General features: G+C 55.7%; 14 protein-coding genes and 1 tRNA gene. 2 read left to right on the forward strand and 13 right to left on the reverse strand.

All coding sequences use genetic code 11. The annotated features are described in order from the left end of the window. Positions 1-67: 67 nt before the first annotated feature. Positions 68-158, forward strand: a tRNA-Ser gene (locus QEP15_RS02925). Between the two features lie 80 nt (positions 159-238). Here the strand turns inward: QEP15_RS02925 and QEP15_RS02930 are convergent. The 13 genes from QEP15_RS02930 to QEP15_RS02990 form a co-directional block, all read right to left on the reverse strand. Beyond that, on the reverse strand, positions 239-568 hold the full coding sequence (locus QEP15_RS02930; RefSeq protein WP_280148411.1) for a type I restriction endonuclease subunit M: 330 nt from the start codon (positions 566-568) through the stop codon (positions 239-241). A 442-nt stretch (positions 569-1010) separates the two neighbouring features. After that, positions 1011-3101, reverse strand: coding sequence for a BREX system Lon protease-like protein BrxL (brxL, locus tag QEP15_RS02935; RefSeq protein ID WP_280148412.1), 2091 nt, complete (start codon positions 3099-3101; stop codon positions 1011-1013). A gap of 5 nt (positions 3102-3106) precedes the next feature. Further along, a complete protein-coding gene (locus tag QEP15_RS02940) occupies positions 3107-5632 on the reverse strand; it encodes a PglZ domain-containing protein (RefSeq protein ID WP_280148413.1) in 2526 nt (841 codons plus the stop codon). Positions 5633-5741: 109 nt separating this feature from the next. Then, complete coding sequence (locus QEP15_RS02945) at positions 5742-6860, reverse strand: Fic family protein (RefSeq protein ID WP_280148414.1); 1119 nt, start codon at positions 6858-6860, stop codon at positions 5742-5744. Next, the gene (locus tag QEP15_RS02950; RefSeq protein WP_280148415.1) at positions 6860-8770 is read right to left on the reverse strand and encodes a BREX-1 system adenine-specific DNA-methyltransferase PglX; all 1911 of its coding nucleotides are present in this window, start codon (positions 8768-8770) and stop codon (positions 6860-6862) included. Before QEP15_RS02950 ends, QEP15_RS02945 begins: the two co-directional genes overlap by 1 nt. After that, the gene (locus QEP15_RS02955) at positions 8767-10659 is read right to left on the reverse strand and encodes an Eco57I restriction-modification methylase domain-containing protein (RefSeq protein ID WP_280148416.1); all 1893 of its coding nucleotides are present in this window, start codon (positions 10657-10659) and stop codon (positions 8767-8769) included. The genes QEP15_RS02950 and QEP15_RS02955 overlap by 4 nt, the downstream gene beginning before the upstream one ends. Before the next feature lie 10 nt (positions 10660-10669). Beyond that, on the reverse strand, positions 10670-12118 hold the full coding sequence (locus QEP15_RS02960; protein ID WP_280148417.1) for a DUF7017 domain-containing protein: 1449 nt from the start codon (positions 12116-12118) through the stop codon (positions 10670-10672). After that, entirely contained in the window at positions 12115-14226 is a 2112-nt protein-coding gene (locus QEP15_RS02965) for an ATP-dependent DNA helicase (protein WP_280148418.1), read from the reverse strand. The genes QEP15_RS02960 and QEP15_RS02965 overlap by 4 nt, the downstream gene beginning before the upstream one ends. Next, a complete protein-coding gene (brxC, locus tag QEP15_RS02970; RefSeq protein ID WP_280148419.1) occupies positions 14223-17852 on the reverse strand; it encodes a BREX system P-loop protein BrxC in 3630 nt (1209 codons plus the stop codon). The genes QEP15_RS02965 and brxC overlap by 4 nt, the downstream gene beginning before the upstream one ends. Positions 17853-17879: 27 nt before the next feature. Continuing rightward, complete coding sequence (locus tag QEP15_RS02975) at positions 17880-18458, reverse strand: BREX protein BrxB domain-containing protein (protein ID WP_280148420.1); 579 nt, start codon at positions 18456-18458, stop codon at positions 17880-17882. Continuing rightward, positions 18439-19227, reverse strand: a complete 789-nt coding sequence (locus QEP15_RS02980) for a BrxA family protein (protein ID WP_280148421.1) — start codon at positions 19225-19227, stop codon at positions 18439-18441. The genes QEP15_RS02975 and QEP15_RS02980 overlap by 20 nt, the downstream gene beginning before the upstream one ends. 2 nt (positions 19228-19229) lie before the next feature. Continuing rightward, complete coding sequence (locus QEP15_RS02985) at positions 19230-19730, reverse strand: BrxE family protein (protein ID WP_280148422.1); 501 nt, start codon at positions 19728-19730, stop codon at positions 19230-19232. A gap of 62 nt (positions 19731-19792) precedes the next feature. Next, positions 19793-20704: a WYL domain-containing protein gene (locus QEP15_RS02990; protein WP_280148423.1), complete on the reverse strand. Its 912-nt coding sequence runs from the start codon at positions 20702-20704 to the stop codon at positions 19793-19795. Positions 20705-21077: 373 nt separating this feature from the next. Between QEP15_RS02990 and QEP15_RS02995 the strand changes: the two genes are divergently transcribed. Beyond that, positions 21078-21737 carry a hypothetical protein gene (locus QEP15_RS02995; RefSeq protein WP_280148424.1) on the forward strand — a complete coding sequence of 220 codons (660 nt, stop codon included), beginning with the start codon at positions 21078-21080 and terminating at the stop codon, positions 21735-21737. Positions 21738-21922 lie beyond the last annotated feature (185 nt).

Raw genomic sequence — 21922 nt, forward strand, 5'->3', positions numbered from 1 at the left:
AGAATCGCGGATTCGCATTTTCAGCAGCGTCTTTTAGCAGCACCAAAAGGCCCCTGAAGATGCAGTAGGACAGGTGGCCGAGCGGTTGAAGGCGCACGCCTGGAAAGCGTGTATACGTCAAAAGCGTATCGGGGGTTCGAATCCCCCTCTGTCCGCCAGATTTCATCCTAAGCCCTTGATTTTCAAGGGCTTTTTCTTTTCTGGTTGCTGCTTTATACGGCTGGTTATACGTTTTGGTTCAGTACTCGTCCGGCAGTAGAAGGGTGGTGACGCTGCGGTCGGCCTCTGTGATGATCCATAGCTTGCTCTTGCCATCAGGCAGTGCGTACGAGGAAAAAATTCGACTTCCGTAAATCAGCGCCGCCTGGTTGGCTTGTTTGTCTTCGGCGTCCAAATCGCCCCAGTCGCCGTTCATGTGACGGAACAGATAGCCGAGAGCGGAAACTTCAAGTTGGCGTAGTAGCTCAAGGGCGCCCGGTGTGGCAACGATGTTGCCGTTTCGGAAGAGCCTGGGTTTACGGTGCGTTTCTTCCGGCCAAGCGGCGGCCTTGTTGTGGCCAGCAGTCATGAGAATGGTCCTTTCAATGGGATGGGGTAGTTGTTGGCGGCAGGCGAAACGATGCTGCCGCGCATGCATACACCCGCCCCTTCGCGTTGGGCGCATCAATGACAGAATCGGGAAGGGCCATGTAGCCTTGGCCGTGCGTGACAAAGCCACCGGCAAAAGCCGGTATCACGTTAAACGGGGAGGGTCAGCCAGAATGCTGGCGCAGGCAAGGAAGGGGCAGAAAAGCGCCAGCATGACGCTTTTCAGGGTGAATGCGCTTTCAGTATACGAAATGAAACAAAATGTGTCAACTGGCGTCTGTGGACAGATGTCTCCCGGAGCTGCAAGCCGACCTCGTGCAGTTGCTGAAAAGGGGGGAGCGTGTCTATCCCAATTTGGGACGCAGTGCGTCCCAAATTGGAAATGGGTTAACGTAATGGATTTCCGACGTTTTGGCCTGGCGTTAAGCCCGGAAAATATCCACCTTCGTTTCTAGGCACTTGCGCAGACTTAGGTCGTTCGCCCCTACCTCGAACCAGCCGCCGGGCTTCTGGAAGAAGTCCAACCCTCGGCCAATCTTTATTACCCAGCCATTGTCGATACGAATTTCTCGGTCGTGCATGTTGGGGTTCAGCTTCACCTCCAACTCGACATCTAGCTCCAGCAGGCTTTGTTTCAGTTCATCAAGTTTCTCTGCGATATCGGCCAGCTGGGTTTTGTCGTCATATCCGGTGATCAGCTTTATCCTCTTCACAGTCTCCGCCTTCAGGACGGTCTCGCAAAACCGGACAAAATTCTGAATCTGGTGTTGCAGGCGGATGTAGGGGTCCTCGATCACGACAGATTTGGCGCCCTGCAGATAAGGTCCGATGATCGACTCATAGCTGTAGCCGGTGTCGTCATAGAGAATCGTGAAATGCTGCTCTTTGAGCTCATCCGAAGAAGGCGCATCCGTGACGGTGGCCGGTGACGTCGGTGTGGTCGTGGTCGAAGATGGCTTAGCCGCCGGTACAGACTGTGCAGCTGGCTGCACCGCACTGACCTCAGCAAGCTGATCCTGCGCCTGGTTCAAACGCGAACGTTCCGGCTCTTGCGTTGCTGGTGCATCCTTCGATTCAGGGCAAAAAACTACCACTTCTTCACCGTTGGCCTTGAAGTACGACAGATTGATCCGGGCAAACTCGTCATCTGGTTTGCGTTTGTTCATCTGCTCCTTGACGCGACGGCGATATTCCGTGGCGTAGTCTATGTATTCTTCGAACTCGTCATCTGTTGGTGGGCCGTTCGGGTGCAGAATCTTCAAGAATGCGCAAACGGTCTTCTTGATGCCTTTTTCGTCGCGCCCTTCGATCGATTTTCCCAGGCGAATACGCTTGCTGACTTCCTCATACCGATTTGTGTGCTTGAACTGGTAGTGGAAGGCTTCTGCCAGGTAGTCGGTGATGAACCCATAGTTGTTGGTCAGGAATTCGCTGCTGTTCTTGGGCATTTCCCAACCCGGAATGTAGGCGGCGAAGCGGTCCATGACCGCCAGGTCGAGTTCGGGTGGTAGGGGTTGAAACAGGTCGTGCTTGGGGGAGTTGACCAACTGTTGCACCGACATGTCGATATTGCCAACGAAACTTAGGCTGGCATCGGCAATAACTTCAGCGCCGCGCGAAAAGCGCCCGTTGGCCATGAAGTCCTTCATGATCTGGATGGTATCCGGGTCTTTGACCTTAATACCCCCCACTTCATCAAAGGCCACCGTGTCCCAAAACCCGACCAGCCCCACTTTGCGCCGGGCGTTGTTGTAGAACAGCGTTGCCTTGGTGGCTTGCCCACCCGAAATCAACGTGGCGTAAGGCGAAAACTCACTGAAGAAATAGGACTTGCCGGTGCCGCGCGGGCCCAGCTCGATGTAGTTATAGTTGGGTTCAACCAGCGCAGCCAGCCTGGCCACGAAGTGCATCTGAACGCGTTTTGCCAGCTTGCTGGGTTCCAACCCCACCGAGCGCAACACCGCTGCAAGCCATTCATCACGCGTGAACGCCGCGCGTCCCTCTGCATAGCGGTTAAAGTCAAAGCGGGTCAGCTGGATAGGGCGCAAGTCTTCGATCGAGAAGGCGTAGTCATCCTCATCAATGTCGTTGTGCGCCAGGGTCACTTCCGCCCAAATACCGCCTTCCAGCAAGCGGTCGTTGTCTCGGTAGAACTTCTCGCCAATCGCAATACGTTGCGAGTTGAAGTTCTCCAGCGAAGCCCAGTGGCGCTTTTCCTTTTCAACGTAGCGAACATGCACTTTGTCGATGAAGCGGTGTCTGCCTTTGGTAGCCACCCGGGATTGTGCCGCATTGGCCTCATCTGGCCTTACGTAATTTTCCTGTAGCGATGAAAGCACGGCCTCCATGCCGGCATCCATTTCTGCCTGGTCGTTACTGGCGCAATACTTGGCGAGCAAAAACTCCAGGACGAACGTTGGGACGTTGGTGCCCTTCTTGATCCGATGCAGCAGGTCTTTACGGAGCACCTTGCCATCGAATGTGGCGTTTAATTTTTGGTCGAGTTCGTCCATTGGGCTCATTCCGTATAGTCGGTTTCAAGCGCCAGATTGCTGTAGGCGGCCAGGGTTGTGGGGTTCAGAGCCAAGACTTTGAACTTGCCTCTGAACTCATCGTCCATACGCACCGCGATTTGCTTGCGCTGCCCTGGCATCAAGGTTACGGTTCTGGTCGCTGGGTTCACCTCTCCGCCTGGGCGTGGCTCACCCACCACATTGCCCTTGCTGTCCTGGGCTTCCAGTAAGATTTCCACGCTTGTGTCTTGCGAGAACATGTCGTCGGACGATAAAAACACCTCAATGACGGGCATAAACGTGGTAATTCGTTTTGCACCGTTCTTGTAGCTTAGCTCCACCGTGACTTTGCGAAGGTCCGCCTGAGCAGCGGTATCTAGCCGCGCAACCAGCACAGGCACAACGGCCTCAGCCAGGGATGCGCCACCGTGGAAATACAGGTGCCCCGAGCGATAGGGCGCCATGCTCCGCGGTAGCGCCACTTGGGCGAAGTCACCGCGAATACCAAGCTTCTCAGCACTAACAACTAAGCTGTGGCCATCAGCCGTACCATCCCCAAGCATCATGCGATCGTGCGCATTTACAGGCCACTTCCCCTGTGGTTTAACGCACACATCGCCGGCTTCCGCTTGCGCGTTCAGGAAGAATCCGTGGTCGGTGACGATGACCGCTTCCTTGAAGCCCATACCGCGCAGCTTGTGGAGGGCGACACGGATCAGCTTGAGCGTGCCAGGGATGAGCCCCAACGTCGTTTCGGGGTTGCTTTCCAGTTGGCTGTCGATTTCGGTCGAGCGCAGTACCAGCAGGTCGACGGTTTCGGCAATCTTAGGCTTGCCACGCACGAAATCGTTGAGCGGCATTTCCGCGAAGCGGTCACCATACCGCTTGGCCAGCACACTCATGCGCTGCGGAACGTTACCCACCGGAGTCCCCGCCAGCTTTGGCTGGAGTGACTCGTTCTCCAGCTCCAGGGTCAAGCCCGTGCGTGCACCAGGCAGTAAACTGGCCATACCCACCAGGGTAATGGTCGGCAACTGGGCATAGGCCGCTTGTAGCTCGACGGGTCCGTCCTCGGCCAGCAGCTTTTCCAGGGCCACACCCAACTCATAGCGCAGGGCGTCCACCATCAGGTAGGCCACCTTGCGTCCGCTTTCCTTTAGGCGATCGGCCACCAGGCGATCAAACGCATCGGCGTTGGCCAGACGCCCGGTGGGGGGCCATCCGGTAGTCTCGATGTGTTTCACGAACACGCCCTGAACCTTCTCTGCCAGGCGCCGATAACGAGCCCGAGCCTGAGTGATCACTTCATGCATCAAGCCGTGCTGGTCAAGAAAGTCGCCTGCCGCCTGCTCAAACTCGCGCTGCAGGCGATCAGCCTCGCGCAGGCTACCTAAGTAGAAGTCGATCAGATCCGCCTGAGAACGGGCGTGGTTTGGCAACTGCCGTTCGAAGTCTTCGCTGGCCTCGACCAGGCTTAAGCCCGCGCGAACCAGTTCCCACTGGGCCTGGCTTTCGCCTTTTCCTAGCCACACAGAGTTTTTGTGACGGATGAGTATCTGGCGCGTGGTGTCCGTGTCGCCGGTGACGATGCCCTTGATCGCCGTACGCAGGAAGGTTCGTTCCTCGAAGGGAAATGTATCGCGTTCACCCAAGTCTTCGATGGCCTCGCACAGATCCGCCAGATTGAGTTCTGCCTCAATGGCTTCCGCGCGTTCGATATACGCTGTCTGGGTTCTGGGATCGGTGCGCAAACGGTCGCACACGTCCTCAATAATGGGCCTGGCTTCTATCGGTGCATGTGGAACCCCTTTCAGGGTTGCTGGAAGCACCGAGGGCAAATCAAACACGAACTCGCTGAACAGCACATAGCGCCACAGCTCATCCGCCAAGGCAGACCATGTCTTTCCGCGCGTTTTCACGTTAAGGCCCAGGGTAGCGCGAAGGAAGTCGCGCGACTCTTGAACCCAGCCTTCTTGGCCCTTCAGGGCTTCTATCTGGTTCGCACTGGGCACCAGCAAGGCCCCAAGAGTCTCCCGCCCAGACTCCACCCTCAATATGGCTCGCAGTTGCGGCCAACTGACACCGCCACCTATGGTATCGATCACGGCGTATTGCGGTTGTGGCTCGCGGACAAATAGGCTACGGATCTCGGTGGCGTAATCCGGTTTTGCTCGGAGACAAAGGCTCAGGTATTCGTCGCCGTCGTCCTGTGGAAACACCGCGCCGCATTCTGCGTACAGGGCAAACGGATCTGCCTGTTTCTGCTCTTCAGTTTCCGGACGCTTGGCCGGAACATAGATCAATACGCCTTCAAGCGGTGTATTGGGTTGCCCAACCTCGCGCAAAGCCAGCAGTGCAGCCTCGCGGCTTTCAATGCTGCTTTCAGATGTGTCGATTACGCGTACCTTGTCGGTCGCCAGGTCTAAGCACTGATCGCGGTAGCGTTTGTCGACGTCGTATACAACTAAACAGCCCGCCTGCTTAAGGCGTGGCAGCAACACGCTTTCACGAATGAATTCTGCAATGCTCACACGGGTACCCTCTCTTTTTTGTGGCTCACGAATGTGCGACAAGCCTTTTTGTGGCTCATGATTTGATGTTTTGTGCGATACAAGCCGCTTTGCGTAGCATTCGTGCTCATCAAAATGCTTCCCTTCCTTCGGCGATGTTCAGTAGCGCCGGGAAGCACAGTGTGGCTGCACGGCGCCCACTGGCCTCCATCAGCACCCGCAGCACGCCTGCCTCGCGCAAGGCCGGCAAAATGCGCTTTGCCGTTGACTCCGAGATACCCGCGCTGGCCACAAAGTCTGAACTCTTGAAAATCGGGCGTTCGAAAATCCAGTCCAGGGCATGTATGGAATACTGGGAGCGCCTCAGGTCGGTAACTTCCCGCTTCATGCGTTCATACAAGGCCAGAATGTCGCCAGCCTTCTGTTGATTTTCCTCTGCCTGTGCCTTGATGGCCTGCAGGAAGAAGCGACACCAGGCTGTCCAGTCCCCATCGCGGGATACTGCCAGCAGCCGTTCGTAATACTCGTCGCGATGAGCTTCCAGAAAGGCACTCAGGTAGAACATAGGTCGCTGAATGACCCCGTTCTGCCACATAAACAGCGGCACCAACATACGCCCCAGGCGGCCATTACCATCAAGAAAGGGATGCCGCGCCTCGAATTCGGCGTGCAAGATCGCCAGTTGCACCAAGCGATCTGCTGCATCGGCGTGCAGATAACGCTCCCAGGCGCTCATGCCGTCAGGCAGTTTGTCGGCCGAAATTGGCACAAAACGGGCTTGCTCTACGGTACAACCGGCTGGGCCGATCCAGTTAGGGATGCGCCGATACTCGCCTGGTGCTTTCCCCTGGCCACGCACACCGTTCAGCAGTACCTTGTGTGCTTCACGAATTACACGTTGGGATAGCGGTACATCGGCCAGCATCTTTTCGGCCATGCGCATGGCGGCGCGGTAGTTCAGCACCTCATGGATATCGTTGCGCCGCTCATTGCTAAGGTCGGGCGAATCGCCCTCCGCTTCAAACTCCAGTACTTCGCCCATAGTGGCTTGTGTGCCCTCAATGCGCGACGACAGCACGGCTTCTTGAGTCGTCAAAGGCGATAAAAGCACCGACGCATTGGGCACAGCCGCCAGTGTGCCGTCGTAACGCGCCACTGCAGCAGAAGCCGGCCCCAACAGCGGAATCAGCTGGGGCCAGTCCAGTTCCGCAGGGGGAAAGTCGCCCAGATGATAGTGAACGGCTGCCATCAGGTGTCTCCCTTTTTCTTGCGCGTTTTCTTTTCCTTTGGCGGCGGCTCGATGTACAAATTCTCCAGACCATGCGCGATGGCGAGTGACTTGTCGGTTTTGCACTTCTCACGGACGCGCTCTGGCCAGTAGTTCATGGCCAGGTGCGCCCAGTCGTAGTCGCCTTTCTCCAGCTTGGCCCAGGTGTCTTTCAGTACTTTCTGCCAGGGCTTGTGGCGAAACAGCGGCCACAGTGGCGCCGCGCTGATCTGCACGCCGTCGTCATGGTTCGGCTTGTAGGAGGGCGCCAGCTTCAGCAGCGTGTCGCGCAGCTCAATCAGCTCTAGCTCGAAGACTTGCAGAGCCTCGAACTGCTTTTCGTCGTCTCTGCTGCGGGCAGTACCTTTGTTGCGCAGCGTCATCACATCAGCTTCAACTTGCTTAAGCTTGGGCTCAACGAAGTCGTTGATCGCTGTGTAGAGCGTCTGGTTGGTGAGGCTGGGGTAATAGATCCACAGCGTGTAAGTGCCGGACGTGGTCGATAGCGGCCAGTATATGGGGGCTTTGCGGCGGCTCTTGGAGTACCTTTGCAGATGGAAGGTGAAAAAATCGCGCTGCAGCCAGCGGCGCACATCTTCTGGTACGGGCACCTCGACGCGAACGAGAATTTCCTCAATTAAACGTGCTAGATCATGCGGATGCCCTTGATCGTCCACCAAGATGCCGGCGTGGGCATGAAACGGTGGCAAGCCATCGGGCAACATACCGGGGCTTTTCGCTGGCAGCGGATCGAAGGGCTCTGGTTCGGCAGGTGGTGCGCGCTCGCCGATGGCCAAGCGCCAGTCGAAGCGTCCGACGGCCACGCCGAGGGCCCAACTTAACAGGCCCGCAGTGTGGTCGATGGGTGCGGCGCTGTCATCGTCGTCGCTTGCCCCGTTGTCCTGGTCATCGCAAACCTCGGAATCGCCCTCGCTCAGCGAGCCCTGGCTAGCGTGCACTGCTATACGATCGACATCGCTGAAGCCATAAAGGTCGAAGGCGATAGCGTCGATCTCAGACTGGATGCGAGCCAGCTCGGCTTCGATAGCGGAAGGGTCATGGGCTCCCGACTGTTTACGCAAGGCAGCGGGCAGCAGGAATACGTGCGAGGTTTCCTCGACCGTATCAAGAGTGCGCTTTAGCTCCCAGGCACGGCGCGCTAACGCGGCGAGTCTTGACTTATGAATCGAAGACAGTTCGGGCACAGGGGCGCGCTGGATTACACCGACCTCGTATGAGCCAAACGATGTTTGAAGATCCACTAACAGCCCAAAAGCTGACGAAGTTGATATTGCAAGCAAAGAAAGAAGCGTCTCGACGTCATCACCGGGAACAAATATTCCGGGTCCTTTACTGCCAAAAATGCACCCTGCGGGGAGTACGCGCATTCCCAAGCCGCGTTGGGTTCGCAGTGAATACGTCAGCCCAGGGCGAAAATAAAGTTCTTTGCTGGGAACAATAGCAAAGGCATAAACGCGGCTGGTCTTCCTTTCTGCCTCCAGGTATGCGCCTGATTTGTGCCAGTCGAGAACTAGATGCGGATCTGCGTAGTGCTTCGCGAAAGCGCCTCCTTTGGGGTGGTTGAACCACCGCCCCCCGACTTCGTGCACCTCCCAGAAGCAGCGGATAAACCTAAAGTCATCGTTTGAATTAACTCCCCGCTTCGCTAAACGCCCAGATAACCCGTCCTCTAATGCCGCCATCCTTGCAAAGTTAGACCTTACGTTTTCAGTAATCCAATAAGCGAAGGGCGCACACGGAACCTGACGAAAAGACTCGGGAGGCACAAAAAAAAGTCGTGAGTCTGGCACCCCGTTACGCAACGCCTCGGAGACCGCCGATAGGGATGCCGATTTATCTTTGTCATCAAGTAGACGCAAAAACGTTGTCATGCTTGCTTCTCCAGCACATAGGCAGCGGCTTCGACCATCGCGTCGTCCATCACGCCGTACCCAAGATCGGCCATAACCTCGGGCTTGGCGATTCCCAGCACCACTTGCTCACGCCACTTCTGAAAACTGGATAGAAAGAAGCAGGTGCGCGATGTAATAGCACCGATGCGTCCACCGGGGCGCAGCAGTTCCAGGCCTCGCTCAACCATGATTGCCAGCAAATCGTTCTTGCTGCACGGGTAAGCTTTGGCTAGTTGATCTTTGGTGTTGGCAGCTAATGCGCCAAAAGGCGGATTCATCACCACGACGTCAAACACCTCACGACAAAGGTCAATCAGTCGTAGTCCCTGCAAGGCATCCTGAGCAAAAAGGCGCCCCTGATACGTTGACTGGGCTGCCTGGGCGAAATCGGTGAGTGCAGAGCGCAAGCCGGATTCAATCTGGGCCCAGGTCTTGGCGTTTCTTCCATCAGCGAACAGGTCGGTGTTCTTGCCGTACACCTTCTCGATCAAGCTCGGTAACTCGCGCTCGACTTGAAGCAGAACCCCCAGCTCTGGCAGGCCCTTCAGCAATTCCAGCGTTTTCTCAAACAGTTCAGCATCACGTGTATCAAGCTTGGCCACGAACTGCTGGCGCAACTCACGTTCGGCCGGCGGCGCAACAGCGGCGACGACATGGCCTTGCCCAATCAGTGGGCGGTCTTTGGCCTTGACGCCGGCATTGTGCCAGGCGCGCTGGGCTCGTAACCACAGCGCCAACGATGCGATTTGCGCGGCGCGCGGGTCAATATCCACGCCATAGATGTTATGTTCGATGATCAGGCGCGGCACATCACGCAGAAATGTAGTTTCGTCTTCGTAAGTCTGGTTTAGTGGCTTGAGTGCTGCCTGAGGCAGTGTGGAAACATCCAGTGAGCCCGGGCCGTTTTGTTGTTCCCAGGCCCAGGCTTCGCGGTAGATTTCGACGAACAAGTCGAAAGCATACAGACCAAAGTGCATGGAGCCACAGGCCGGGTCCAGCAGCTTCAAGGTGCGCGGGTCGCGCAGCTTGCTGGCTGGCTGAGGGGCTTCATCCGGTTTTACCAACAGGTATTGGCAGCGATCGCGCAAGCACGTAACCCCACCGGTGGCGTTAAACCACAGCCGGCCAAGGGTGTTGCCCACCAGGAACTCGACCACGTAGCGCGGCGTGAAGAACTGGTTGCGCACCGCCAGCTCACGGCTGTTGCGCGGTGCCTGGCTGGCATCGCGCATGGCCTTGCGCTCTTCCTTCGAGTTGAAGTACTGGTAGATCCAGCCAATGGTCTCGTCCTCACTCCACAGCGGGGCAATGTCGGCATCGTTGATCAGGTTCAGCACTTGCAGCAGTGCGGCTTCGCGCGGGAACAGGCGGCCCTGCGGTGAGTAGCGGTCGAACAGTCCGGGCAAGTCCTGGCTCAGCTCATCGAACACGCTGAACAGGTAGGTGCAGTAGGCTTCGCCCGTTTCGCCCAGGCCGGTGCCTGCCAGGCGCGCATAAAGCTGAAAGCCCTTGGCTTGAAAACCGTTGCCTACCGATTCGACCAGCAGGCCACGCGCCTCGGCCATACGAAGTGCTGCCAGGCGGTTGAGCACGGTAAAGGCCTGTTCACGCACGATGCGATCCAAACCCTGCATGGCGTTCATGTCGCCACTGGCGGTGTAGTGCTGCAGAGTGTCGCGCAGGATGCGGGCGGTTTCGCGCTGGGAGTCGTTGATGTGGCGCAGACTGGTTAACTCTGCCACGCTACCCGCGTTCGGGTCCATGCCGTAGTCGTTTTGCAGCTGGCGAGTGAATTCTTCCTCCAGCACACGGCGCGCGTCGTTGACGAAGCGTTGCAGGCGGTTTCTTGTAGTTTGGTCAAAAGCCATCACTCGATTCCTATTGTTCTATGTCTGATTGCGGAGAGCCCATGGAGAGCTCACTGTCCACATTGACTGCGCGCCACCCCGTTTTGCCTTGCTTGTTGGTACGCCTGATGGCGAGGCAAGAAACATTGTGCGTTTGGCCGTACTCAAACTTCTTGGCAAGCATCGGGGGCACAAAGATGTCGTTAGGTGTCGAGCGAATGAACGCAAAGTCTTTGCCTTCTTGACGAACCAAGCTGCCCATAAAGCTCTGACACAGCCCTGCCAGCTCTTTTGCCTCTGAGATGCGCCAATCCTGCGGCTGGCCTTCTAGAACAGCATGCCCGACCTCCACTAAAGTGCCTGGCGAGAGCTCTCTGATCCCAGGAAATTTGTGATGTGGAATCCCGCAGCCTGTTTGGGCACCGGTGGCCACGTAGGTCAACCCCTTTTCCGCATTGATGTGGTCGATCACGCCCACCGTGTAAGTCAGGTTATGGCGATTCATCTCTTGTATCAAAACATGAGCTGCCTTCTCTGCTTTGGGCAGATCCGCCATGTTTTGGTTAGCTATGGATTGCTGGTACCAGTCACTTGCGAGCAGTTGCTGCAATTCTTGTGGCATCTTGAAGCCATGTTGTTCGCGATATTGCAGTGCCAAGCTGGCTTGCTTTGCCGCTTCATTGAACCGGCCGGCGAGAGACAAGTTTTGCGCCAAGCGAATGCGAACCTTGGCCACCTCTTGTTCTTCACGCGCCAATTGCGTTGCATAAGCAAAACAGGTGATGGCGTCATCTGGCCTGATGTTTTCGAAAATCTCTCCCAAAAGAGCCCAGGTCCAGGCAGCCCTCGATTGCCGGCGCAGTACCGATGCCAGGTGTTTGATGGCCAGCTCGGACTCGCCGTGGGCCAAGTGCAGCTTGCTCTGGTAGTAATTGAGCCATTGGTCATTGGGTGCATCCCGAAGCGCCTCCTCCAGGATCTTTTGTCCCCAACTGATCAGCTCTTGGTGGGCTTGTGACGTGGTAGCTTTGGTAACGGTTTCCCGACAAATGGCGCGTGTGAATCTGGTTTTCAGGCTATCGATGTTCTTGCCTTGTTCATTGACAAAACTTGCCTTGTCTTCTTCTGCGAAGTCGTTGATGCCGGCCCATTTGGCAAATGCCAGGAAGTCGTGCCAATCCTTCGACGCCTTTCCTGCCAGGCGGATCATTTGGGAGAATGCGCTGTCTCCCCTCAAGGGGTTGCCCATTCTGGCGAACTCACGCATATACGGCGTCATGCGTTCGTTCAGCGCGGTTGGGGACAACAGTTTGGCTTCGTAAGCATCAACGAGTTGCTTGACGTGGTCATATAGCGGCCAGGCATAGGCGCGTAAAAACCAGATATCTTCAGTATCTTTTTGATACTCGGCCCGCGCCATCTCCAACGCTTCAGCCGTGCGTCCTTGCTTTCGTAAGGCGAAGATTTCGTTGGAACTCACCGCTCGCCCCTTTTGTAGTTTGCCATCAAGCACTGAACCTCATCGTAGATGCCATGCGTGCTACCCGGTCCACCCACTTCCTGTGCGGAGGTCCAGGTTGAGGAGCCGTCATAAGTGAAATCAATTTCTCCAAGGCGAGTAGCGTCCGCAAAACTGACACGCAACCGATAGGGCATGGCCTTGTGGCCAGTGCGTTGAATCTCCGAGCTTTCAAGAGCGGCATCCAGTCGATTGATAAAGTCTTGGATGAACTGGTTTGCCAGCTCCGTTCCTGGCTTATTGGCCAACGCATTGATTGACGTGAGAGCCTCATCTGCCAGGGTGCTGTCAGACACTGCACCGGGTACCACACTGGACTTTCCAACTTGAAATTTGCCGTTGTAGTGGTATTGGACAGACGCACGCTGGCCGTTGCGCAAGACTGTGTAGCGTTCGCAGTATTGAAGATGTTGCAAGCGTTCGACGGCGATGCCTTGGGCATCCCACACGGTGCGCAGTTTTTGGTGGATGGGCATCAAGGGGGCGGTGGCGGCGGAGAACGAAAGCCTCAGCCAGTCCGGATCTGCAACGAGGCCCTGCATGTCAGGTTGTGCACTCGTTGCTGATGAACCTGACGCACCTTGCCAGTCAATGCCACTGACAGGCGTGAAGTCAGGGGGGTTGACGATGATCAGCTTTCTCGCCGCACGGGTGATGGCGGTGTAAGACCAGCGAAAGAACGATGCATTGCGTGTGCCCACGTTGGCTTCGAAATCAACAATGACCGTGCTCCACTCTCCGCCCTGTGCTTTGTGGCAAGTCATGGCATAGCCATACTTGACTTGCAGTGCGTTGAAGTAGGGGTCCCTGCGAATGGTTTTGCGAAACTCTGCTGACTTCGGATGAAGGTCAGGGTGTCGTTTGCGGAAGTCCACCAAAAGTGCCCGCTGTTCCAGCGCGGACAACTCGCGGTGTGGCGACGTCAATAAGTTCTCCAGCACTTTGCACGGCGTCTGGATGATGCGACCAGAGCTGTCCCTGAAGGCTACGGTGACGTTGCGGAACCAAAGTTCAACTTCATACCCTCCTTTGAGATGCACGAGAACGTGCTTCGAATCTGGCGCTGCCTCAATGACCTTGACCAGATCCCCGTTGCTCAGAGCATGCGTGGTGGAGTTTTTGTTTACCAGCAGCGTGTCGCCGGCTTGAATGGGCAAGCCTGGATTGCCCCAGCGACGTTCGCGAATGTTGCGGTTGTATTCAAGCGCCGTGGCATTGGAGTGCACCACCACCACATTCGAGTCTTTTTGCTGCAAGCCCTCAACGACGAGATCAATCGCCTTTTGCGATTCAACTTGCTCAATGTCTTGCTGATTGGGCTGCAAAGAGAAGGTGTTGAAACTTTTGGCAAGCAACGCGTCACGCAGCTCGGTTGCCCGGTCGAGGATGGCACTGCCCTGGGCCTGGCGCATCACATTCTTCAGATCGAAGGAGCTGACCTGGAGCTTGTGCTCGCTGCGAAGATAATCATCGTCTAGTGCGGGTGATGAGTTCTCACCCACCGGCGGAAGCTGTGCTGGATCGCCCACAAACAGAAGCTTGGTGATGTGGTCATCGGTGCGGCCTGGGCGCCGCATGCGTCCGTAGGTTATGACGTCTTTGAGCAGCCGACCTGTGCCGAACCGCATGACGTCACCCAAGGTCTCCTTGTCACCGACCATGGAGGACTCGTCGATGACAAACAGGGAAAGCATCGACTCCTCTTCCTTCAAAGGGAAGAACATGCGCAAGCCTGGATCGTTGGCTGTCTCCGCCCCCTCATTGACTTCCATGTGGTCCAGCGTGTAAATGGCGCTATGGATGGTTGTACCCTCGCAATGAGCGGTCGGCGCAATTTGCTTGATCTTGTTGCCCAGGATACGTGCTGCTCGTCCTGTCGGTGCCAACAGTCCGTAGCTCAGATTCATGGAATCCAGTGTGTCTACCAACTTCGCGATGAGCGTGGTCTTACCCGTACCAGCACTGCCGCGCAGGATGAATGCGTCCTGCTTATCGTCGAGTACGAATGACTGGATGGCTTGGAGCGCAGCAGACTGCTCCTGAGTCAACTGGATTTTCATGTTCGTCATCGCTCGTGATCGTTGAACACGATGGTGATCTCAGCCTCTTCATACAAATTGAGCTGTGCCTTGATTTCGTTTAGCTGCTGAATCAGCGCATCAATGTCTGCTGCAGACGTCATCTTGGTCGGCACCGCGATCGACTTGGAGAGCTTGGCTGGACCTTTTTCACCGGTTTGTGCTCGTTCTTCCTCCATTCGCTGACGCAGGCGTTCCTGGCCCTGGCGTTGAATCGACCGTTTCAGGTCTTCCAGGGTGCTATTTATGTCATAGTCGCGCGCCAGCAGTTTTTTGAGCCCTGCCAGGTCTTGTGTGGCGGCAAGGGCGAGCCCGTCCAGCCGGTTGACTGCGTTACCACGCTCTTCTTGGGTCAGTTCGTCCCACTCGGGGATACGTTGCAGATCCTCGACGCCCTCTTTCAGACGTAGCTTCTGCTGTTCCGACAGGTTGATGACGGCATCGCGTACGCGTCCCTTCAAATGCGTTAGCTGTGAGTTGAAGTCGGCGCTGTGCTTGTAGAAGTCTTCTCTGCCCAGGCGCTCTAACAAGGTACCAAGGTCTTCAGTCAGTTCGCGGCGCAGCTCCCCGGGCACGCCTGTATCAGGAAGTGCTTCGATATCGCGCCGATGGGCTTGCAGGTCACGCAGCGTGGCATCAAGACCGTTGTCGAGCACTCGCTTAACTTCCAGCGCCCACTTCAGGTTGTCGTAGATGGCAGACGTTTCTACGCCTAGACGCTGCGGCGCGTCGGACGCATCGGTGAAAAGGACGTCGGCAATGTCCTGGTTTAGGGTGCGGATGCGGTCACTGCCCGCCAGCTCAAGGCCACTGAGCTTTTCGGCCAGGGAGCCGTAATCGTGTTGGAAGCGCGGAAAGTGCTTGGCCGCCGCCTTGCTGATCTCTTGCTCCAGCGGGATCACCATGTCACCCACCAGTTCAGAAAGACGCTCCGCTGCCCGACCAAGGGTTTCGATAGACGGGCGCTCGTCGCGCAATGCGACACCGATTTGTTTGAACGAGTTGTTGGTCTTCAGGGCGTCAATGGCTTGTTGGCCTGCGGCTGTGACTTCTCGGCCAGACACTTTCAGCTTGATTTCACCGGCCATCAGCATGGCGGCCACGATGTAGCGCGTGGTGTCGGGCGACCAACCGAATGGATCACTTGAAAAATCGTCGAGCAGCCGTTTGCCATCAACAGTGCCGCGTTTATCGATATAGTCGCGGATGCTGACAAGTGCTTTGTGATCGGTATTGAAAGACGCGCGCCCTGCTGCGGTTCGCACCAGGCTGAGTGGGTCTAATGCACTGCTGATGGCAGCGGGGTTGGCCACCTTCAGGAATTTCTCAGCAGTGTCGGTGCCGGCTCGTACCGGCGCTTCGACGTAACGGTCGAACACTTGGTCGGCCGCATCTGAAAGTAGCTGCTTGGCCGCTTCCAGTAGGTCGGTATTCAGGGCTGAGACTGCCGTGGCCTGTCCACGGAAAACAAACGAGCCGGCCTGCAGGGTTTGCTTGATCTTGCTTTGCAGTTGAGTCGCTAGTTTTGCAGCGCGGTCAAGCTGGCTCGTACAGTAGTCTTTCACCTCTTGGTCGGGCTCGTTGCGATGCAGCTCGGCAATGCGCTGGCAGCGATAGATTTCATTTGCCAGGTCGTCAAGTTCCGTGTTGGCTCGGGTCAACAGACCGATGACGTTGCGCCCGGCGCGACTACGGGAGTCGTCCAGCATTCGGTTTTTTGCCGTTTCATAGTCGGTGGCAGGTACGAATTCAACGACCGTTTGAATAGCATTGTTGTCACCCGCCAGGCTGGTAATGGCGCTACCTGCTTGAACCTTTAGGCCCGTTGCTACGGCCATCGTGCCGTGCAGGCTGACGCGGGGAAGGGGGTCAAAGGATTCGCGCAGCGCATCGTTAAAAATTCGCTTTACGTCGACAGTGCGCAGTGCAATGGCGCCGCGCTCTTGTTCGATATCGCGCAGCTTTTCGCTAAGGAACACCAGGTTGCCATCTTTTTCACCCAGAGGCACATGCACGTCGCCCAGCATTTCTTCCACGGTCTTTTTAACTGTGTCGAGTTGTGAAGGCGCTGTGACAGATGGGTGCATCAAGCTGGCGACGTTCTGCACTGACACCGGCAAATTTCCCAGAATCTGCAGCACGGCGATGGACTTTGCAATATCGTGATGGAACGGCGAATCCGGGAAGCGGATCTGGACTTTGCCAACCGCTTGATGAATGGACGTGAACGCGCGGCGGATGTCTTTTTCCAGCTCGTCGTACAAGGTGACGGTCGTGGCTAGCCAACCCACGGGCTGATCGGCCATGGCCGTTGAGCCACCTTCACCCTTTAGAACGTCCTGGATCACCTTGATTGCCGAGCGTAGGCCAATACCGCCAGTGGACTTGGCCAGGGCGCCCAGCAGGTGCAGCAGAATATCGAAGTGAGCGGGCAGGAAGGGATAAAGGTTGGTAAAGCTTTCCTTGCTGAAGTCGGCGTCGTAGTACTTGGCGTCTTGCAGTTTGGTATTGTGCCGCAGCGCCTGGCCGTGAGTCTCGAACAACTTGCTGAGCTCAGTCTCACCCGCCGGTGATTTTCCGAGGAGGCGGCGATAGCAGATTTCCTTGATGTCGCTCGACTCAAGGTCAATCTGGATCGGAAAGCGGTCTTTCAGTTTGTAGAGCTTGTCGGAGTTCAGTGCTGCGCGAGGGTCATCTTCGGTTAGGGTCTGCTGCGCAGTAGAGATAATCCAGGCCTTGCCATCGCCGAGCCGCTTTAGGTTCTTCGCCAGGCCGTCGAGGTTGAGGATCAGATTGTCGCGCGATGCGACGTACTGACCGACTTCGTCGACGATGAATATGATGTTTTGCTTGCCACTTTTTTCCCGCACAATGTCGATCATTTCCTGCACGCGCTGGTCTTCGAACTGGAAGAAGCCATCGGTACTGGATGAGAAAGACTTTGCTTCCGGGAAGAGCGCCGGGTACATCTCGTGAGCAATCTTTGGAATCAAGCCATCGATAGCCAGTGGGTTGTTTTGCACGCGTGCCCAGGTTGCACCGGGCAAAGCTTTCGAGATGCGTTCATGCAGCTCGGGGGTGCGACCGTCCTTTTCTACCATGCGCTCAAAAGCGGCAACTTTAAGGTTGCGCGAGTAGCCGGCCCACTGCAGCACCTTGAAGTAGAGGACGGTGGAAACATCTTCCATCGTGGCGCCGGCAAGCATTTCACTGGCCAGGTCTAGCATGACCACGGCGGCCGGAAAACGCTTCGCTACCGTGCCCAGCAGCGCCTTGGTCTGAGGCTTATGCAAGCGATCTTGCAGATAGTTAATGAACGGCGTGCCGTCGATGGTGCGCTGATCGTCGAACGCCAGGCCCAGATATTTAGTGAATGAGCTCTTACCCGAGCCGTAGAAGCCAGAGACCCAGACGCCCACCTCGTTCTCGCCGCCAGACTCCATTGCAAGCTGCATGCGATCAAGGAGCTTGCGGAACTGCTCTTCAATGCTGTCGGTGACCACATATTCGGAGATCTCGGCCTTGAGTCGGCTTTCTTGCGAGGCCCCGTACGTGATGACCTTTTCGATGGTCCGGTAAATGTCCTTGCTGGGATCGAAGAGTGAGCGAATGGTCATAGTTCTTTTCCAATATTCTTTATTTGTTCAGCCGCCAACGTGGACTGAGCGGTAGTTGCCGTCTGCTGGATAAAACCCTAGAAATTTCAGCATGGTCTTACCCGCTCGTTCGCCTGGATAAAGGAAAACAGTCGGAACATGAAATTGGCCTTGAAGCTTGCTTTCTAGCGCGCCAATGCGCACGAAGGGGTGAAGTGCTTCAAGGTCTGTCACCAACAGCAAGCTTGTTTTCTGGTTCTCAAGCGATTGCAGCGCATCGACTAGCCGTTTCATCAGGCCATTTTCCGCTTCAAGTATGTCGGCCAACGCCTTGTTCGTTCGCCGCCAATTGAGTGGTGCATTCTTGTCTTCCTGCACACACAAAGACCACATGAATTCATCTTCTCGTAAGATCGACCAAATCTGCTCCGCAATCGAGAATGTCGTGACGTCCCAACCTTCCTGGTGCAGCTTGGCCACCCAGGAAGGGGTTTGCCGCTTCACTTCGAGGATTTGTTCTGGCGGGAAGACCAGGTAATAGATCGGCTCGAAGCTTGCATGACCGAGCTCGCGCCCGTGCCGGATGCGTTCGCGCAACTCGTCGAAGTCAGCTTTGAGTGAGGACATCGCAGAGCGCCTCCATGTCTTGTTGTTTCCAGCTGATACGGATAACGTCGCCAGCAGCCTGGACGATGAGCAAGCCCTTCAGCGAGAGTCGTTTAATTTCCTCTAGCACGTCTTCGCGCGCCAGGCCAAATAGCTGCCAGTCTTCATGGGTGAGCAGGGCGTTGTCACCGACCCCGGAAAGGTGCAGCTCATGGGCTAGATATGCAATGGTCTTTTGTTCGATACGGAATGGAATGAATGGGCGTCCGTTTTTGGTTGGTGATCCCAATAAACCAAAATCGGAACAACAACCCGTTAAGTATCTTCCCACCCGAACAATCTGCCCTTCAGCCCATCGAGATGGAGTTTTGTTATCGTCAATCGCTCTGCGAATAAAATCTTCTGCGCTTTTCTTTGAAAGAAATTTGTCTGCCGATATATAGGCCGGCCAATAAACATTTCGGACAAAATCGTAGAAAATGCGATTGGCCCGGCATGTGTAAATGAAGAAAAGTTGGGCCATTTCCGTCGGAGCCAGAGAGGGCAGAAGCTTTTTTAACGTTGCTGCGGTCTGATTGCCATGTGTTAAATATCTGTTACCAAAACACCGGACGACAATATTTCTCAGCCGGTAGGCTGACACCGATGACAAGACACCAGATGCAAGGGCTTCTTGATACAGTGCAGCCGAATCCATCGCCGGCTCCCAGAGGTTTAGCAGAGCCTTGGTTTCCTCAATAAGGCCTAACCCCATAGCTAGATTAGTGTCGTAAGATTTTTGCTCTGCCATGTTCAGGCCACCAGGTACGGGTAAGTTCTGGCATTGTCCTGGAGTGCCGCTAGATAGGCCGCCGCAATAACATTTAGGATGTCCATGGAATAGAGATCATGAATGCGTCCGACTGCGGTTGGTCCCACGCTGAGCGTCGTGTCGGACACAGCCAACTGTTTCAACGCTGTTAGCGCACCCTCTTTACTGTGTGTCGCCTGGCTTGTTAGGTCTTCGCCCATTCCGCTTTGAACGGTCGCATGCAGGTCTTGCTCTACTTCCTCCGGCAGGCGGAACAGATGGTAGCTGCCCACGTTCAGATGCTCATCGTGCACGCGTCTGGCCGCCTCTAGGACACCGTGATATTGGGCAAGGCGAGACGTTTTGGAAAAAACAGGTTCGAGGAAAAGACGGCTCGAAGACTCATAGAACGCGGTTGGCCACCAGGCGTGCTGAGCCCGTTCACCGAGGAAGCCAACGAGGAGCCTCATTTGCAGCAGGGTAGTCAGGTAGGATTCCGTCATTTCATTTCTCTTTGTTCGTTGGTTGTGTCGGCGCAGTCCGTGTAGGCAAATACATCTGTTGATCAGGCATACGCTACCGATTCAGAATCTTCCGGTCTTCCATACCCAGGAGCCAGCAAGGCGTTCTTCACGCCATACAACGCCAGGTGATCCTTCAACCATAGCCGGTATTCGCTACCCCTCAGGCTATGGTCCGGTGAGCAGTCCACACTCCATTTGCGCAAGGTGTACCCAGCTGTGGCTGCCCTTAGCTGAAGCTGCAAGGTGCCGTTGACCATGCCGTAGTCCATGCATGTGATTTCTGGCCTGGGCTGATCGGGATGGGGTACGAGTTCGAGTTCTACAATGCGCGTCCACTGAATGTCGTGCTCAGGATGTTCCTGTTCCTGTAACGGCGACTCCGGCATCGGCTGGGCAGTTTCTATACGTGTGATGACAAAGTCGCGAAATTCTGCTGTTTTACGGTCGTATGCACGTACGTGCCAGCGCAAGCCCGTATCGAGCAGCGCGAATGGCACAATTTCCCGCTCGCTTAGACCGTTCTGAATAGAGTGGTAGGTGATCTTCAGCGGACATTTCTGGCTGATGGCGCGGGTGACTTGAGCCAGGGTGTCCAGGTTGGGTTGGCTTAGACGCTGGGGTAGAGAGCATGACAGGCCGCTGCCCACACCAACTGGGGCGTTATCGCCGAACCCTTCCGACAGCCAGGTGAGGACACGCGCAGGAGAAAAATTGAACGCTGGCGTGAAGGTGCTCGTTACCGTATAGACCTTAGAGCTGCGGTCATACTGCATGTTGGCAGGAGCGATGTCTTGGTAAAGCTTAAAGTCTCGGGAGGCCGCCGCCGATTGCACCCCATATCGCGCGGCCAAGTCCCGCCGACGCACGCTACCGAAGAACCGCAGGCGGAGTTCTATATAAGCGAGCCGGTCGCGTTGGGCGTAACCCAGCGCGTTCACATTAACTGTTGTCATTGATGTGGCGTCGGTGGGGTGTAAAAACCATGATTGATGGTGGGTGGGATGCGGCCATTGCGATTATTACGTATTGATACTTTCGTAAGATACCATAATCGCATCAAAAAGAGTCGTATTTTGACATGCTTTAGTGTGGCTTACCCGGAAGTGAGGGCGACTTCCGGGGGGCTATCCCATGAGTCAGGGGTTATTTCCGCGCGTATTCGCGGTGTGACATGCGATCTGGCGTTGTGCAAGCTTCTTGATTTCGGCTTTCAGCTGAGGCAGCCGTTCGTTTATTGTGCTTCTTACAAAGCAATGGTCCGCGAGATGAGCGGGAGGCACGTAGGCTCCGCGCCATATCAGGTGTTTCGCGAGCAGTGCCGTCGATTTGTGGTGGCTGAAACTGGCCCACGATTACTGGCTGAGTTTTGGCGTTAATGATCAGAATGGCCGTGTCAATCCGATGCTCCTGGATTATCGTCGCGCATTTCAGGATAAGTATTTTCGATATCGGACTCAGCGCGGGCATCGCTCTCGGTTGGCGCTTGTCGTACCTGACGATGTATTCCGTCGTCTTAAAAATGGCGAGTTGGATATCGAGGCCGTCGAGAAACTGGATGAATGCTATGCGCTTGATGTGTTCCTGCTCTGTCATATTGAAGACGGATGGTGGAGCAGGCGTTGGCGGATTTGGTACGTGGACCGTGAATTCGTGTCGCAAGCGTTGATTGACCCCGCTATTCCAGACCAAATCCACAGCGTAAAAACGAAAAAAAAGGGGGTGCGGTTTGCGAAAGCGAGGGAACTGCAGAACAGCCTTGGCCCTGAGAATTTCAGAAAGATGGGGCGAGCATTGGTGCAGGACGTCGACCATGGCGGTTTTGGCGGTTTATTGGTGGCTCCAAAATATAGTGGTGATCAGTATCGCTTCAATGGTACGCGGATAGAGCTGTATAAAAAATTGAAAGATGATTTCGATATAACGGCATCAGAGTGGTCCGGCCTGAAGCTAATATCGTTTTATGTGCTCTGCAGGGTGTGGTCTTGATTCTGGAAAAGTACTCATCCGGGCATTTTTTCCAACGATGTGCCTCGATGGTCTTCTTGGACCAAGGCAACTTGGATGCGTGTGCCTCGGGGCAGTCTCTCCCTATACGCAGATCGGCGCGGCATGTCAGGGAAATTCACCCAAGAGTCCATCCAGCCATCTGGGCATCGCAGTAGGTAATGGCC

The sequence above is a fragment of the Achromobacter mucicolens genome, from assembly GCF_029866465.1.
GTDB classification, from domain to species: Bacteria; Pseudomonadota; Gammaproteobacteria; order Burkholderiales; family Burkholderiaceae_B; genus Achromobacter; species Achromobacter mucicolens.